General features: G+C 40.0%; 15 protein-coding genes. 10 read left to right on the top strand and 5 right to left on the bottom strand.

Annotation, left to right across the window (positions count from 1 at the left end; translation table 11 throughout):
• Positions 1-77 precede the first annotated feature (77 nt).
• Complete coding sequence (locus G504_RS0112870; RefSeq protein ID WP_019670599.1) at positions 78-1,256, top strand: acyl-CoA dehydrogenase family protein; 1,179 nt, start codon at positions 78-80, stop codon at positions 1,254-1,256.
• A gap of 10 nt (positions 1,257-1,266) precedes the next feature.
• On the opposite strand, the gene G504_RS0112875 is transcribed toward G504_RS0112870, so the two are convergent.
• Both G504_RS0112875 and G504_RS0112880 read right to left on the bottom strand, forming a co-directional pair.
• Positions 1,267-2,319 (bottom strand): phosphotransferase enzyme family protein, encoded by a 1,053-nt coding sequence (locus tag G504_RS0112875; RefSeq protein WP_019670600.1) that lies wholly within the window; start codon positions 2,317-2,319, stop codon positions 1,267-1,269.
• A 9-nt stretch (positions 2,320-2,328) separates the two neighbouring features.
• Complete coding sequence (locus G504_RS0112880; RefSeq protein WP_040444179.1) at positions 2,329-3,225, bottom strand: nucleotidyltransferase family protein; 897 nt, start codon at positions 3,223-3,225, stop codon at positions 2,329-2,331.
• A 142-nt stretch (positions 3,226-3,367) separates the two neighbouring features.
• On the opposite strand from G504_RS0112880, the gene hemN reads away from it, so the two are divergent.
• From hemN to G504_RS0112905, 4 genes are all read left to right on the top strand, one after another.
• Positions 3,368-4,729, top strand: coding sequence for an oxygen-independent coproporphyrinogen III oxidase (gene hemN / locus G504_RS0112885; protein WP_019670602.1), 1,362 nt, complete (start codon positions 3,368-3,370; stop codon positions 4,727-4,729).
• Positions 4,730-4,759: 30 nt separating this feature from the next.
• Entirely contained in the window at positions 4,760-5,584 is an 825-nt protein-coding gene (locus G504_RS0112890) for a universal stress protein (RefSeq protein WP_019670603.1), read from the top strand.
• A 345-nt stretch (positions 5,585-5,929) separates the two neighbouring features.
• Positions 5,930-6,784 (top strand): RraA family protein, encoded by an 855-nt coding sequence (locus tag G504_RS0112900; protein ID WP_019670605.1) that lies wholly within the window; start codon positions 5,930-5,932, stop codon positions 6,782-6,784.
• Positions 6,785-6,829: 45 nt separating this feature from the next.
• On the top strand, positions 6,830-8,260 hold the full coding sequence (locus G504_RS0112905) for a mandelate racemase/muconate lactonizing enzyme family protein (RefSeq protein WP_019670606.1): 1,431 nt from the start codon (positions 6,830-6,832) through the stop codon (positions 8,258-8,260).
• Positions 8,261-8,268: 8 nt separating this feature from the next.
• Here G504_RS0112905 and G504_RS0112910 read toward each other — a convergent pair whose 3' ends face one another.
• The 3 genes from G504_RS0112910 to G504_RS0112920 form a co-directional block, all read right to left on the bottom strand.
• Positions 8,269-9,141 (bottom strand): PIG-L deacetylase family protein, encoded by an 873-nt coding sequence (locus G504_RS0112910; RefSeq protein WP_019670607.1) that lies wholly within the window; start codon positions 9,139-9,141, stop codon positions 8,269-8,271.
• A gap of 10 nt (positions 9,142-9,151) precedes the next feature.
• The gene (locus G504_RS0112915; protein ID WP_019670608.1) at positions 9,152-10,543 is read right to left on the bottom strand and encodes a Gfo/Idh/MocA family protein; all 1,392 of its coding nucleotides are present in this window, start codon (positions 10,541-10,543) and stop codon (positions 9,152-9,154) included.
• Positions 10,544-10,620: 77 nt separating this feature from the next.
• Entirely contained in the window at positions 10,621-11,052 is a 432-nt protein-coding gene (locus G504_RS0112920) for an RrF2 family transcriptional regulator (protein WP_019670609.1), read from the bottom strand.
• A 122-nt stretch (positions 11,053-11,174) separates the two neighbouring features.
• Between G504_RS0112920 and G504_RS0112925 the strand changes: the two genes are divergently transcribed.
• The 5 genes from G504_RS0112925 to G504_RS0112945 all read left to right on the top strand — a co-directional run bounded on the left by G504_RS0112925 (position 11,175) and on the right by G504_RS0112945 (position 15,478).
• Positions 11,175-11,681 carry a c-type cytochrome gene (locus G504_RS0112925; RefSeq protein WP_019670610.1) on the top strand — a complete coding sequence of 169 codons (507 nt, stop codon included), beginning with the start codon at positions 11,175-11,177 and terminating at the stop codon, positions 11,679-11,681.
• A 17-nt stretch (positions 11,682-11,698) separates the two neighbouring features.
• Positions 11,699-12,274, top strand: a complete 576-nt coding sequence (locus tag G504_RS0112930) for a fasciclin domain-containing protein (RefSeq protein ID WP_019670611.1) — start codon at positions 11,699-11,701, stop codon at positions 12,272-12,274.
• 34 nt (positions 12,275-12,308) lie between these two features.
• The gene (nosZ, locus tag G504_RS0112935; RefSeq protein ID WP_019670612.1) at positions 12,309-14,261 is read left to right on the top strand and encodes a Sec-dependent nitrous-oxide reductase; all 1,953 of its coding nucleotides are present in this window, start codon (positions 12,309-12,311) and stop codon (positions 14,259-14,261) included.
• A 130-nt stretch (positions 14,262-14,391) separates the two neighbouring features.
• The gene (locus tag G504_RS18720; protein WP_019670613.1) at positions 14,392-15,051 is read left to right on the top strand and encodes a hypothetical protein; all 660 of its coding nucleotides are present in this window, start codon (positions 14,392-14,394) and stop codon (positions 15,049-15,051) included.
• A complete protein-coding gene (locus G504_RS0112945) occupies positions 15,041-15,478 on the top strand; it encodes a nitrous oxide reductase accessory protein NosL (protein WP_026348568.1) in 438 nt (145 codons plus the stop codon). Before G504_RS18720 ends, G504_RS0112945 begins: the two co-directional genes overlap by 11 nt.
• Positions 15,479-15,509: the final 31 nt, after the last annotated feature.

Genomic DNA, 15,509 nt, shown 5'->3' on the forward strand with positions numbered 1-15,509 from the left:
TTTTTCTGTTATAAAATGTCCATTCTCTTCATTGGTTTGTTATATTCCTTTAATTACCTTTGAAAAAAAATTTACGAATGAGGCCAGACTTGTTTGAAGCACCGGACTACTATAACCTTGATGAGCTTTTAAGTGAAGAACACAAGTTAGTGCGCGATGCCGCCCGTCAATGGGTAAAGCGCGATATCACGCCGATAATTGAGGAATTTGCTCAAAAAGCAGAATTTCCCAAACAGATTATAGGTGGACTTGCAGAAATTGGAGCCTTTGGGCCATATATTCCTGTGGAGTATGGCGGAGCCGGCCTGGACCAAATAAGCTATGGACTTATTATGCAGGAAATTGAACGTGGTGACAGCGGGGTTCGGTCTACAGCTTCTGTTCAGTCTTCCCTGGTGATGTACCCTATATTTGCTTATGGAACGGAAGACCAAAGAAAGAAGTACTTGCCTAAATTGGCTACGGGAGAATATATGGGTTGTTTTGGTTTAACTGAACCGGATCATGGGTCTAACCCCAGCGGGATGGTAACCAATTTTAAAGACAAAGGAGATCATTTTTTGTTAAACGGGGCCAAACTCTGGATCTCTAATTCGCCATTTGCAGATATTGCAGTTGTTTGGGCCAAAAATGAAGAAGGTAGAATTCACGGATTAATTGTGGAAAGGGGAATGGAAGGATTTTCAACACCGGAAACACACAATAAATGGTCACTGAGAGCTTCTGCAACCGGAGAATTAATATTTGATAATGTCAAAGTACCAAAGGAAAACCTGTTACCGGGCAAAAATGGGCTGGGTGCTCCATTAGGATGCCTGGACTCTGCAAGATACGGCATTGCCTGGGGAGCCATAGGGGCCGCCATGGACTGTTATGATACGGCACTTCGTTATGCGAAGGAACGAATTCAATTTGGAAAACCAATCGCAGCAACCCAGTTGCAGCAAAAGAAATTAGCAGAGATGATTACCGAAATTACCAAAGCCCAGCTTTTGGCATTTCGCCTGGGACAATTAAAAAATGAGGGAAGGGCTACTACTGCACAAATTTCTATGGCCAAACGTAACAATGTTGAGATGGCAATTAAGATAGCCCGGGAAGCCAGGCAGGTTCTCGGAGGTATGGGGATTACCGGAGAGTATAGTATAATGCGCCATATGATGAACCTGGAAAGTGTTATCACCTATGAAGGAACTCATGATATTCATTTACTAATAACGGGTGCGGATATTACAGGGCATAACGCTTTTAAATAAAGCTCGCTCTTCAAAATTTCTCAGCTATAATTTCCTGCATGTATTCCATATGCTCGCTAGCTTTTAATGTAAATGCAAAAAGGCTAAGGCATCTGTCCAGATTCTGAGTTTCATACGTCACTTTGTAGTAGATATTTCTTTGCAAATAATCTGTCAACGCCCGAATTCCATGCATAAAAGGCATTATTTTTACGCCTATAGACAAATATTCAATTTCTGCTTCTGTCAGGAATTCTGAATTCATGCACAGCCCGTCAAGAAATGCCTCAAAGAGCCCTTTGTTAAATGTTATTTTGCTGAGGTCTTTTTCATCTTCTTCCACTGTATTAACTATGGTTCGGACGGCATCACCAAAATCGTAGTGAAAATACCCTTTCATTATAGTATCAAGATCTATCAGGCATAGTGCTCGTTTATTCGTTTTATCAAAGAGGATATTATTTAGTTTGGTGTCATTATGGCAAATTCTGAGAGGCAGGTTCCCGGGATCATAAAGGCGCAGTTCTTTGAGTGTCTTTTTCGCAATAAAAATCGCCTTTTCCGAATTTTTTAACCTGTCCGGGGTTGCACTTTCCAGGGCTTTTTCAAATTGTCGGATGCGCAATGAAAGATCATTAAACCCGGGTATGGAGTCCTTAAATACATCCATAGGAGCCTCCTTGAGAAGGGAATGGAATTTTCCAATTATTCTACCGGCTTCTGCAGCCATCTTTTCATCTTCTATAGTATTAAAAGCCATGCTGTCTGGAACCATGGTCATTAACCGCCAGCATTCACTTTCGCTTAGGTTTAAATAAGGCTTCCCGTCAAGGGTATTTATTAATGATATTTGATGGTAATTTTCATCATTCAGGTAGGGCAATGCATGATGAATATTCTGCATCATTACCTCAATATTGCTCAGCACTTTAGCATTAAGTCGTTGTAAAATATAGACGGGTTCACCATCTTTCAGAAGCGCGAAAGTGTCATTGATATAACCTTGACTTATAGGCTGTATTTTATAGTTCCTTCTTTCAATGGAAAAATATGGCAATACAGCATGGGGACCATTGCTAACCATGGGTGTAGTCTATGCAGTTTCAACGGGCCATAGAGGCGTTCTGTATTCCCCGAGTTCTGTCATGTTCTGCAATTCCTTCATTGCTTTTTCCTTATCATCGGCATAAGTTACTCCAAACCACTTGCTGTCTGAAGGTATTACCGCAACACTCACTTCATTTTGTTCTAACATTTTTTGAATAACAAAAGGAATATATACTTCACCTCCCGCAATGTTTCCCTCATCTTCCAGAAATATTCGAAGATCATTTTCAATATGGTCGAAAATAGAAGGATTACAAACCCAAAAATTCATACTTACCAATTCATCTCCACTAAAGTGGAGTCCGGAATCTGAATCTATGAGACCTTCGTTAACTTTTTGAATTTTTGTGCGTTCCACTACGGAATGCAATTTATTTCCATCCCTTTGGCAAACTCCTCTGGAAACGGAACCATATTCCGAAAGTGTATCCGAAAGTGTATAGGCTACCAGGGCATATGCATCCTTGTTTTCTCTTGTTTTTATAAAATGTGACGCATTTTTAAAGGCTCCTTTTCCATAGTAGTCGTCTGCATTTATGATTGCAAACGAATCTTTAATGACATGTCTTGCAGTCCATACTGCATGCGCAGTTCCCCATGGTTTACTTCTTTCCCCATTGAATCCCGTTCCTTCAGGCAGGTCTGTAAGCTCCTGTGAAAGGACATCGAGCTTTATGTGGTTCGGTAATTTTGGAGACAGGTAATTTTTTAAAAAATCAACATTGTCCTTCTGTGTAATTACAACTATATGATCAAAACCATTTTCCAAAGCGTCATAGATGCTGAATTCCATAAGAAATTCATCCTTAGGTCCAAGGCCGTCAAATTGTTTAAGTTTTCCATATCGGCTGCCTCTCCCGGCCGCCATTAGTAATAGTGTCATAATTCTGTTGTTATGGCGGCAAAAATAAGTTTTTAAAACGGGAATCATAAACTCTGTTAAGATTTAACCATAATTTAAAACTGATTTATGTCATATTATTTAGAACATAAAACAAATAGATTTGTTGAAAACACTTTTTCAGATGTGCAACTTAGTACACAAATACAATATCCCCGGCCCGCGCTATACCAGTTATCCTACGGTTCCATACTGGAATATGGATACTTTTTCGGGAAAAGCCTGGAAATCTACGCTAAAGAAAAGTTTTGAAGAAAGTAATGCCAAAGAAGGCATTAGTCTCTATATTCATTTGCCGTTTTGCGAACAAATGTGTACGTTTTGTGGCTGTCATAAGCGAATTACAAAAAGGCATGAAGTAGAGAAACCTTATATAAATACCTTATTAAAAGAGTGGAGTTTATATTGTGAACTTTTTGATGCCAAACCCATAGTTAAGGAATTGCATTTGGGAGGTGGAACCCCAACTTTCTTTTCTCCGGAACACCTTAGGAGATTAATTAACGGAATATTCAGGCATGCCGAAAGAGCCGAAAATTACGAATTTAGCTTCGAAGGACATCCAAATAATACTACGAGGGCACATTTACAGGTGTTATTTGATCTTGGGTTTAGAAGGGTGAGTTATGGGGTACAGGATTATAACGAAACCGTTCAAAAAGCAATACACCGCATTCAGCCTTTTGAAAAGGTTAGAGATGTTACCGCATGGTCTCGTGAAATTGGGTACACATCTGTAGGTCACGATCTGATTTTTGGCCTTCCTCATCAATCTCTGGAACATGTTAAGGATACCATTTTGAAAACCAAATTGTTAATGCCCGATCGTCTGGCCTTTTACAGTTATGCCCATGTGCCCTGGCTTAAAGGGAACGGGCAAAGAGGATATTTAGATGAAGACCTTCCCACGGCAGAAGAAAAACGCAACCAGTACGAGAGTGGAAAATCCTTATTGGCTGAGGTAGGTTACCATGAAATTGGAATGGATCATTTTGCACTGGAAAGCGATTCTTTATACACTGCTATGGAATCCGGAAAACTTCACAGGAATTTTATGGGGTATACCGCTTCCAAAACCCAATTAATGATTGGCCTTGGCGTATCCAGTATAAGTGACAGCTGGTATAGCTTTGCACAGAACGTCAAAAGCCTGGAGGAATACGAACACCTTGTGGAAAATAAGATCATACCCATTTATAGAGGGCACATTCTAACGGAGGAAGATCAAATTATAAGAGGACATATATTGAATTTAATGTGTAGATTTGAGACACATTGGGATCCTGAAAGTAAAAATTTGATATTTTTAGAACAGATCTTGACCCGTCTAAGGGAAATGGAAAAAGACGAATTAGTTGAAATTAGCGTTAATAGTATAAAAGTTACTGAAAAAGGAAGGCCCTTCATTAGAAACATATGTATGGCTTTTGATTTGTTGTTACATAGGAAAGCACCTGAAACCAGGCTGTTTTCCATGACTATTTAAAAGTGTTTAATCACCTTAAAATCTAAGATCATGAAAACAATTATAGTGCCAATTGACTTTTCGGAGCAATCAGAAAATGCTTTAAAAGTTGCTGCCAGCCTTGCCAAAAAGCACGGCTCTGAAATTATAGCCTTGCATATGCTCGAACTTAATGAGGCAATGATTTCGTCTTCAGAAGGATTTCACCCTGAACAAACGGTATTCCTGATTAAGATGGCGGAAAAACGTATAAACGAGTTCTTGGATAAACCTTATTTAGAGGGCGTAAAGAATGTAACACCTATTATAAAGCACTTTAAAGTATTTAGTGAAGTTAACGATGTTGCTGAAAAACATGGTGCTGATATGATTATTATGGGCTCACATGGCAGTGATGGACTTAAAGAAATATTTGTGGGTTCAAATGCTGAAAAAGTAGTTAGAAATTCTGAGATTCCGGTTCTGGTAATTAAGGATGAAATGGAAGATTTCAAAGCTGAAAATTTTGTATTCGCATGTGCATTTAAGGACGAAAGTCTTGCAGCTTTTAAAAAAGCCCAGGAGTTTGCGGATAAATTATCGGCTAAATTACATTTGGTCTATATAAATACTCCCGGAGACAACTTTTTAAGCACACAGGACGCATATGAAAAAGTGAATAAATATTTGCAAAAAGCCGGTGCAGGAAAGGAAGTAAACGTTTACAATGATTATAGCGTAGAAAAAGGCGTTTTAAATTTTAGTGAAAGTATCCAGGCCGATGTAATCGGTATCCCAACTCATGGCAGGAAAGGACTCTCACATTTCTTTATGGGAAGTATTGGAGAGGATATAACCAACCATTCCAAAATTCCGGTGATTACTTTTAAAATATAGTTTTAGGTTGAATAATTAATTTAATATGATAAAGGGGGATCCAAAAAGATTCCCCTTTATTTATGCCAAACCGTTAATGCCATTGATACCTTTTGGCATGGATAGAAGAATTCTCCGAGAAGCCGGTTCCATGAATTATTTCCCAACAAATTACCGATGCAATTGTAAACTGTTTTTTCTGCAATCTTAAAAAGCTTAATAGCTTTTTTTACGTTTTTTTTGGTTATCTTATGTAGCTTAAATTCCTATTAATCATTTAACTGCTAACCAATTATGAAAACCTGTTTTTTCTATTTATTCCTATTCATATATTTTCTGGTTTGTACACCGTTGATCGCTCAGAACATGTCCAGGGAACAGATGATTGCTTATACTGCTTCCTGGTCAGGGGAGCGGTTTGAAGATGGCCGGCCAAAAATTCCGGATAGTTACCTGGAGCGAGCAAAAAATATCTCTATTGAAGAGGCCTGGGGCGCTATGAGAGGCCAGGGGTATTACAATCAATTTGAAGGTGGTTGGATAATGATACATGAAGATATGCCAATGACAGGGCGGGCATTAACAGCGCAATACATGCCAACCAGGCCTGATATCAATGATGTGATAACAAAAAAGGGTAAAGAAGAAGGGAGAATAGGAGCGTCTAATTCATGGCCAATTGATGCATTACAGCAGGGAGATATTTATGTGGCTGATGGATTTGGAAAAATTATTGATGGCACTCTTATCGGAGACAATCTGGGTAATGCCATTTATGCTAATTCGGGAAACGGGGTAGTATTTGATGGTTCCCTAAGAGACCTTGAAGGATTGGAGCGCATCGAGGGTTTCAATGCATTTGTAAGGGGCTGGGACCCGTCTTATATAAAAGATATGATGCTTACAGGTTTAAATACCCCAATAAGAATTGGGAGGTCTACCGTTATGCCTGGGGATCTGGTACTGGCCAAACGGGAGGGCGTCATTTTTATTCCTGCCCACCTCGTGGAACAGGTCATAACACAGGCAGAATTTGTGGCTTTAAAAGATGAATTTGGTCATTTGAGATTGAAAGAAGGAAAGTATACCCCTGGTGAAATTGATACAAAATGGACGGAGGCGATCAAAGCTGATTTTTTAAACTGGATTGAAGAAAATCAGGACAAGCTGCCAATGAGCAAAAAAGAATTTGATGACTTCTTAAAAACCAGGACATGGTAATACTATAAAATTTCTAATTCAATAACTTATCAATACCCACTTAATATGTACGCCAATAAAAAGGAAACACCCGGAAATAGCACAAAACAAAGAGATTCTAAAGGACGACGGGATTTTATAAAGAAAGTAGGTTTGGGCGGATTAAGCCTGGCAGCTTTAACCTCGGCATCTGCGAATGACGAGCTTTCCTATGTTTCCCAAAATGTAAACAGGAACTCCAGTCCGTCTACCCTTAAAATTACAGATATGCGCATCGCAGAAATTGGAGGAGATGTTGCATTCAGAACCCCAATCGTCCGGATTTATACTAACCAGGGAATTGTTGGGCATGGCGATGTAAGGGATGGCGCAGCAAAGGAATACGCATTGTTTTTAAAAAGCAGGATTTTGGGAGAAAATCCCTGCAATGTAGAACGCTTATTTGGCATTATAAAACAATTTGGATTTCATGGAAGACAGGGAGGGGGAGTATCTGCAGTGGAAATGGCTCTCTGGGATCTTGCCGGCAAGGCCTATAATGTGCCTGTTTACCAGATGCTGGGGGGAAAGTACAGGGATAAAGTGCGCGTATATTGTGATACTACAGTTTCCAGGGATGCCAATGAATATGCCAATAGAATGCAGGCCAGAATTGATCAGGGGTATACCGCACTTAAGATGGATATTGGGATTAATCTTATCAAAGATATTCCCGGAGCAATAATTAATTCTCCGGATGCCGACTACAATCCTTATCGTTATGAATATCAATCCTATAGTCAAACAAAGCACCCCTTTACAAGGGTTCAGATTACGGACAAGGGTATAGATTTATTAATGGAATATCTGGATGTGATGCGTTCCAAAATTGGCTATGATATTCCGATGGGTACGGATCATTGGGGTCATTTTGGGGTGAATGAAGCTATTAAAATTGCACGGGCTACAGAACCATATAACCTGGCTTATATAGAGGATATAATTCCATGGCAATACACAGAACAATGGAAAGAAATTACACAATCTTCCACTACACCTACCCAAACAGGAGAGGATATTTACATGCTTCAGGGGGGCTTTGAAGAACTGATTAAAACCAGGTCCGTGGATATTGTACATCCGGATCCAAATACTGCAGGTGGAATTCTGGAAACAAAAAAGATAGGCGATTTTGCTTCAAGACATGGAATAGGGTTTATGCATCATCATGCAGCAGGTCCTGTATCGTTTATTGGATGTGTACATAGCGCGGCAGCCACGGAAAATTTCATGTGGTTGGAGCACCATGCCGTGGACAAGAAGGATTGGGAAAACCTGGTTACAGGATTCGAGGGCCCGATTGTAAAAGATGGTTATGTCACAGTTCCTGACAAACCCGGATTAGGAGTGGAATTGAACGACGAAGTTGTAAAGAAATACTTGATCAAAGGCGAAAAATTATTTGCTCCTACTCCGCAATGGGACAAGATCAGAGCCTGGGACAGATTGTGGAGCTAAACTCCTTGTTATAGATTTTTGAGCATAGGAAACAACTTTCTTAATTCCTCATCTGTTGGTTGTTTTCCGTATTCACAAATTTCAAAACTCTCTACATGCTTTATTTCAGAGGCTTTATCTCCATACCATTTTTTAAGAGCCGTCAATGCCGCTTCATTGGGTGCATTTGAACGCCAGTTCGCCAGCATTTTGAGTCGTTCCTGTTCTCCTTTCGGAACTTTTTCCAGATTTCCTGATGTCCATGGAAGCCATTCAAAAAATTGCGATTCATGTGCTGCCAGGGCGTATATTTTCTGATCAAAAACAGCATCGATAGCCACAGCAATATCCGGCTCAAAAGGGTTTGGACGTTGAAACCGATCTTCGGAATACAAAAAAACAGGATTCTTTTTTAGGGGGGGAGTATCGGCTGCAACATTTGGCACAATAACCATATAGGCCGCATCCTGCACCAGGATACCCGTGTAGCGATGATCCGGATGGTAATCATTTGGCCTGGGAGCTATTACTACATCGGCATTCCATTTACGGATCTCACGGATGACCTTCAGCCTGTTTTCCAGTGTAGGCATTAGTTCCCCATCGTGATTATCCAAAACTGTATATTCTACCCCAAAACGTTTTCCGGCTTCTTCGGCTTCGGCAATCCTGATTTTTGCCAATGTACCACCGCCTTTGTTATAATGTCCGGCATCCCCATTGGTAAGAGAAACGAATTTTACCCTATGGCCCATCCTTGCCAGTAAAATAGCTGTCCCACCGGCATCTGCATCGCAATCATCCGGGTGGGCACCAAATACAATGACATTTACAGTACTGGTTTGAGCATTACATACATGGAAAGTAAATAATAAAAAAAAAGTAAGGAGCAGACTTCTCATAATTTGCGGTTTAGGTTAGTTTCATTGCAACAGGGTCCCAGTTAACCGGTTTGTTTTTGTAATAGCTTTCATTTGCCAGCAAAGCCGCTCCTGCTGCCCTAAGCCCGAAGTTGGGGTCCTGAATTATTGTATTTTTGCCACGGATTGCCTGGAAGAAGTTGTAAAAATGGTCATAGTGGCCACCTTTGTAATCTCGGGGAGCTTCCCAGAGTGTTTCCCCCGTCTTCATGGCAGATTCTCTGTTTTCTAAGCTTTTTGAAGCGTATTCTTTCTTAATTTTCTCTTGCGTTTCTTCTGTATAAGCAATCATGGAATAATTGCCGGGGGTCATTCCCAGTTTAGAACGAACTAGTTTTACAGAATTGGAACCTACTTCCATAACTCCTTCCGTTCCAACCAGCCTGAAGCCTCCTCCACCTCCGGAGCCGGCAATAAAATTCACCCTGAAAGAGGCATTAAAAGCGGCATGTGTTTCAGTTTCAGGATAATCATAAAAAGTTAATGTAACATCGGGAACATCGCGTCCATCTTTCCAGTAGCGCAAACCGCCAGTGGAAATCGCCCGGGAAGGGCCATTAGAACTGATGATATAATTCAAAGTTGAAAAAGCATGAACAAACAGATCTCCGGCAACACCTGTTCCATAATCTCTGTAATTTCTCCATCTGAAAAAACGCGTCTTATCAAACGATACTTTTGGTGTATTTCCCAGGAAGGTATCAAAATCAACTGTATCCGGATTAGCGTCCGGAGGAATTGGATACTGCCAGGCTCCTTCCGAAGAATAACGGTCATTATACATGTCCAGAAGTACCAGGTCACCAATGGCGCCATCCTCATAAAGGAGTCGGGCTTTTTCATTTCCTAAAGAAGACATCCCCTGACTTCCAACCTGGCAGAGTGAACCGGTTTCTTTTTGAACCTTTATTATTTCATGACCTTCTTCAAATTTTTGAACCATGGGCTTTTCACAGTATACTGCTTTTCCCGCTTTCATGGCATCAATAGTAATTTTTTTGTGCCAGTGATCCGGGACGGCTACAATGACCGCATCAATATCGTTTCGATTTAGTATCTCCCTATAATCTCTGGTAACTGCTATATCATCGCCCCAAAGTTCTTTCGCCCGGTCTAACCTTCCCAGATAAAGATCGCAGGCAGCTACAAGCTTAACACCCTGCACTTTTAATGCAGCAGTAGTGTCATAAATTCCCTGGATACCGGATCCGATTAATGCCAAATTTATCTGATCATTTATTGTAAACGTGTTTTCCTGATAGGTTCTGTTTAGTATTAGTTTTTGATTATAAGAGGAAGCTAAAATTTGTGGAGCTGTTGAAATTGCAGCAGCTCCCAAACCAGCGCGCCTTAAAAAGATTCTTCTCGATTGGTTCTTGCTCATGTTGTAGTTTGAAGTAAAGGTGTTCTGTTTTAAGCAGTTTAAATTAAGCTTTTTTAAGATGTACTCCAAGAAGTTAGTCAAACAGGCAGAAAAACCTTGTTTAATTCTAAATCTTTAGCCAGGTCATCTATTGTTTTGCTTTTCAGGAGAGCGATCATTTTTGATCTTGAGGGACTTATCAAGCTGTGAATTGGACAGGGCTTTTTTTCATTGCAATCTTCCAGGCCCAGCATACAGGATTCTATTCTTTTCTTGCCGTCTATTATCTCGATAATTTCCATTATCGTATGTTTTTTATTCGACTCCGTGATATAAAACCCTCCATAAGGGCCTTTTGCAGAGGAGATAATTTTACGTTTAGCAAGTTCTTGTAATAACTTGGCAATATAGGCTTTAGGGACGTTTATTCTTTCACTGAAATCTTTAACCATCATTTTGTTGTTCTCATCTGTATGTAACGCAAGATACAATACGGCTTTTAAGGCATATTTGGAAGAATTTGAGAGCATATTTTGGATTCAAAACTCAAATATAATGATAAAAAGATATTTTTATCTTAAATATGATTAATATCATGTTTTTAGTTTACTTCCAATCTTATTTTTGACCAATAATTAACAAGAAAAATCGAATGAAACAACTACTAAAAACTACCGTATTCCTGTTAGCTCTAATAATTATGAGTTGTGGCGGAAAAGAAGAAAAGAAAAATGACGGTTTTAGTGTTACCAGACAAAAGGCAGAAACGGAGAAGCCTGCAACTACTCCGGATGCCGATGTAACAAAAGCATCAGAACGTGTAGATCTGAACAATAAGGGTGTTGGTCCTGTAACATCAGTAGCCTTAAGTTCGGAAATCGATCAGGCAATGGCTGCAACAGGAAAAGAGGTATATAACCAAATGTGTCTTGCATGTCATAGAATTGGCAAAAAATTTATTGGCCCGGCCCCTGATGGCATTCTTGAAAGACGTACGCCGGAATGGGTTATGAACATGATTCTTAATCCCGAACAGATGGTTAAAGAAGACCCCTTGGCCAAAGATTTGTTGGTAGAGTTCAATGGTTCCCCTATGGCGAATCAGGGCCTTACCGAAGAACAGGCAAGGGCTGTCCTGGAGTATTTCAGAACCTTATAACATAATAAAACAATCAAATGAAAACAAAAACTAAATTAAGACTTATTGCAGGATCATTTTTTGTGCTGACTTTGTTGGTCGGATGTAAAAATGAGGCCAAAACTAATACTTCTACGGCCACCCAGCCTGAGCAGTTATCAAAAGAATCAGGCCAGGCCTTTATAGAAGATGATGGATCTACGCCTAATGTATTACAGATTGCTATTGGTTCACCAGATCATACAACACTTGTTGCAGCAGTACAAGCCGCCAATCTTGAAAATGCTCTTGTGAACGCAGGTCCTTTAATGGTATTTGCACCAACCAATGAGGCTTTTGATGCACTTCCTGAAGGAACTGTAGAGAACCTATTAAAACCGGAAAATAAGGATGCGTTGGCCAACATCTTAAAATATCATGTTACCCCGGGAAATTATTCCAAGGATTTTTTAAAGAAGTTTAAAAAATTAGGACAGGCCAATGATCAGGATGTAATGATTGTTGTTGAGGGAGATGAAGTTTTGGTTGGAGGGGCTAAAATTCTTGGAAGTGTGAAAGCAGGCAATGGAATTGTCCATGTCGTAGACAAGGTAATGCTGCCACCGGAAGAATAGAAATCATTAATCAATTAAAACTAAAGATAAAACAATGAAAAATTTAAACTATTTAATTTGCATTCTCATAGGGCTAGGTATTACCTTGAGTAGTTGCAATCAATCTCAAAAAACTAATGGTGCTTTGGCATCAAGTGCTGCAGAAAAAGTTTATGTAGCCCCAGGTGAACAAGACGAGTTTTATGCTTTCCTGTCCGGAGGGTATAGCGGTAACCTTACCGTATATGGGCTGCCCTCAGGACGTATGTTCAAGGAAATCCCGGTATTTTCACAATTCCCTACTTCTGGCTATGGATACTCCGAAGAAACAAAGCCGATGTTGAATACTTCCTTTGGATTTGTTCCCTGGGATGATTTACACCACCCGGATATTTCTCAAACCAATGGTGAATTGGATGGACGATGGATTTTTGTGAATGGTAACAACACGCCCCGAATAGCGCGGGTAAGTCTGAGTACTTTTGAGACAGAGGAGATCATTGAAGTTCCCAATAGTGCAGGTAACCACAGTTCATCATTTATTACGGAAAACACAGAGTATGTTGTAGCAGGGACCAGATTTTCAGTACCGGTACCTCAGCGAGATATGCCAATCAATGAATACAAGGGAAATTTTAAAGGCGCTTTGTCTTTTATTAGTGTAGCTCCGGATAATGGGCGATTAAATCTGGAATTCCAGGTACTAATGCCAGGTTTCAATTATGACCTTTCGCATCCTGGTAGAGGGAAATCTCATGGATGGTTCTTCTTTTCAACATATAATACTGAAGAGGCCAATTCTTTGCTGGAAGTTATGGCTTCGCAAAACGACAAGGATTTTATCGCTGCTGTAAACTGGAAGAAAATAGAGGAGTATGTAAAAAATGGTGGCGGGACGAAAATGCCGGCTAACTATGCACACAATGTCTATGATGAAGAAACCCATACAGGAACTTCTACGATGATAAAAGAGGTAGTTACGGTAGATCCAACCCAAGTGCCGGGATCTTTATACTTCCTGCCAACTCCTAAATCGCCACACGGCTGTGATGTAAACCCAACCGGACAATATATTATTGGAAGCGGAAAACTTTCTGCAGACATTACAGTACACTCATTTGACAAGATGATTGCCGCTATTGAAGGTGAAAAATTTGATGGAGAAGCGTACGGTATTCCTATACTGAAATTCGAAGAGGTCTTGGCAGGAACCGTTAAAAGTGGAGGTTTAGGGCCATTACATACCGAATTCGATGATAAGGGTAATGCATACACCACCTTCTTTATTTCTTCAGAAGTTGTTAAATGGAAAGTAGGAACCTGGGAGGTTGTAGATAGAAAACCGACCTATTATTCTGTAGGGCATTTGATGATCCCGGGAGGAAACTCCAGGAAGCCATTCGGTAAGTATGTGGTAGCAATGAACAAGATTACCAAAGACCGGTATCTTCCTACCGGCCCCGAAATGGAACACTCTGCGCAGATTTATGATATTTCAGGAGAAAAAATGGAATTGATATATGATTTCCCAACCCACGGTGAACCCCATTATGCTGCGGGATGCCCTGCGGAGTTGTTGGCATCAAAATCGAAAAAAATCTATCGATTAGATGAAAACAAACATAAATATGCCACTATAGGTCCTGATGATGCACGGGTAGAACGCGATGGGAATGAAGTACACATATATATGTCTACCATCCGAAGCCATTTTACACCCGACAATATTGAGGGAATCAAAGTTGGTGATAAGGTGTATTTCCATATCACGAACCATGAGCAAGATTTTGACGTACCACATGGCTTCACCATAATAGGACAGGGAACTTCCGAAATTCTGGTAATGCCGGGGCAAACCAAGACTTCGTTGTGGGAACCTAAAAAGGTTGGTGTATGGCCATTCTATTGTACGGATTTTTGTTCCGCCTTACACCAGGAGATGCAAGGTTATATTAGAGTATCTCCTGCTAATTCAAATATTGACCTTTCCTGGTCTTTAGGAGAATAAAAGTTCTCAGAGAGATTGTTTAGTTCACAAATAAAAGCGGGCTGTGTCTTGGACCTGCCCGCTTTATTCTAAAATTAAAGTACGCCTCCAAATCCATGTTTAATTATTAAACGACCGAAAATTAGAAATGATGAAAAAAGCAAGTATCCTTATGATTATTGGTCCTTTGTTTCTTTTGGGCTTATACGTTTTCCCGCTATGGAACATAATGCTGGGTGCACCACAATACCCTGAACCTTTAGGGATGAACATTTATATTGATGGTATTAAGGGAGTTAGCGAATTTGATATTCAGAACATTGATGGCCTTAATCATTATATCGGGATGCGGACTCTGCCAAAACCGGAGGATATGTGGGAGTTTAGTACCTTTCCATGGGTCATTGGGGCAATGGTGGCCCTGGGTGTAATGATTGGTCTGCTGGGATTTTTTGAAAAAGTTAGCTACAAATGGTTCATGGGATGGTTCGTGCTTATGAGTATATTGGGAGTACTAGGCATGTATGATTTCAATGCATGGATGGTAGATTACGGTACCAATTTAGATCCAAATGCTATAATGAAACTCACCAACGCAGATGGAACTCCCGTGAGCTATAAACCACCACTTTTCGGCCATGTAAAAATGCTTAATTTTGACGTAACCTCTTTACCTTCTACTGGTGCGTGGTTGATGTTTGTTGGCATGATGACGACTTTAATAGCATTTTTTATGGGCAAAAAAGCATGGCAACCCAAAGGCGAGGCTGGTGCGGTGAGCCCTATCAAAGTAAAATCAAATGATCAATAAATTAGTTTATCTGAGCTTAGTTCTATTTGTATTTGCGTCTTGCGAGGTAAGTCCTAAGCCAATTAATTATGGTTCTGACGGGTGTCATTTTTGTTCTATGACCATTGTGGATAAACAGCATGCGGCGCAAATAGTAACCAAAAAAGGTAAGGCTTTTAAATTTGATGCGGTGGAGTGTATGGTGAATCATTTAAAGGATGTTGATGTGGCAACAATTGAACTTTTTTTGGTTAATGATTACCAAACACCTGGCGATTTAATCGATGCCAAAAAGGCTACTTTTTTAATTAGTAAGGAAATTCCTAGTCCTATGGGCGAATACTTGTCAGGGTTTCAATCCAGAGTTGAAGCTGAGAATATTGAAGACGAGAATAATGGTAAATTATACTCCTGGAATGAGTTGTTGACAAGATTTAAAGTAGAATAATAAGATTCAATTTAATGGTTAATGGTATGCG

Origin of the sequence: Eudoraea adriatica DSM 19308, assembly GCF_000382125.1 — a bacterium.
Classification (GTDB): domain Bacteria; phylum Bacteroidota; class Bacteroidia; order Flavobacteriales; family Flavobacteriaceae; genus Eudoraea; species Eudoraea adriatica.

What these genes read in the sequence shown, in the direction of transcription:
- G504_RS0112905 (WP_019670606.1), top strand. Translation starts at nt 6,830, where the DNA reads ATGTACGCCAATAAAAAGGAAACACCCGGAAATAGCACAAAACAAAGA.
- G504_RS0112880 (WP_040444179.1), bottom strand. Translation starts at nt 3,225, where the DNA reads ATGACACTATTACTAATGGCGGCCGGGAGAGGCAGCCGATATGGAAAA.
- G504_RS0112945 (WP_026348568.1), top strand. Translation starts at nt 15,041, where the DNA reads ATGATCAATAAATTAGTTTATCTGAGCTTAGTTCTATTTGTATTTGCG.
- G504_RS0112915 (WP_019670608.1), bottom strand. Translation starts at nt 10,543, where the DNA reads ATGAGCAAGAACCAATCGAGAAGAATCTTTTTAAGGCGCGCTGGTTTG.
- G504_RS0112920 (WP_019670609.1), bottom strand. Translation starts at nt 11,052, where the DNA reads ATGCTCTCAAATTCTTCCAAATATGCCTTAAAAGCCGTATTGTATCTT.
- hemN (WP_019670602.1), top strand. Translation starts at nt 3,368, where the DNA reads ATGTGCAACTTAGTACACAAATACAATATCCCCGGCCCGCGCTATACC.
- G504_RS0112910 (WP_019670607.1), bottom strand. Translation starts at nt 9,141, where the DNA reads ATGAGAAGTCTGCTCCTTACTTTTTTTTTATTATTTACTTTCCATGTA.
- nosZ (WP_019670612.1), top strand. Translation starts at nt 12,309, where the DNA reads ATGAAAAATTTAAACTATTTAATTTGCATTCTCATAGGGCTAGGTATT.
- G504_RS0112875 (WP_019670600.1), bottom strand. Translation starts at nt 2,319, where the DNA reads ATGGTTAGCAATGGTCCCCATGCTGTATTGCCATATTTTTCCATTGAA.
- G504_RS0112900 (WP_019670605.1), top strand. Translation starts at nt 5,930, where the DNA reads ATGTCCAGGGAACAGATGATTGCTTATACTGCTTCCTGGTCAGGGGAG.
- G504_RS18720 (WP_019670613.1), top strand. Translation starts at nt 14,392, where the DNA reads ATGAAAAAAGCAAGTATCCTTATGATTATTGGTCCTTTGTTTCTTTTG.
- G504_RS0112870 (WP_019670599.1), top strand. Translation starts at nt 78, where the DNA reads ATGAGGCCAGACTTGTTTGAAGCACCGGACTACTATAACCTTGATGAG.
- G504_RS0112930 (WP_019670611.1), top strand. Translation starts at nt 11,699, where the DNA reads ATGAAAACAAAAACTAAATTAAGACTTATTGCAGGATCATTTTTTGTG.
- G504_RS0112925 (WP_019670610.1), top strand. Translation starts at nt 11,175, where the DNA reads ATGAAACAACTACTAAAAACTACCGTATTCCTGTTAGCTCTAATAATT.
- G504_RS0112890 (WP_019670603.1), top strand. Translation starts at nt 4,760, where the DNA reads ATGAAAACAATTATAGTGCCAATTGACTTTTCGGAGCAATCAGAAAAT.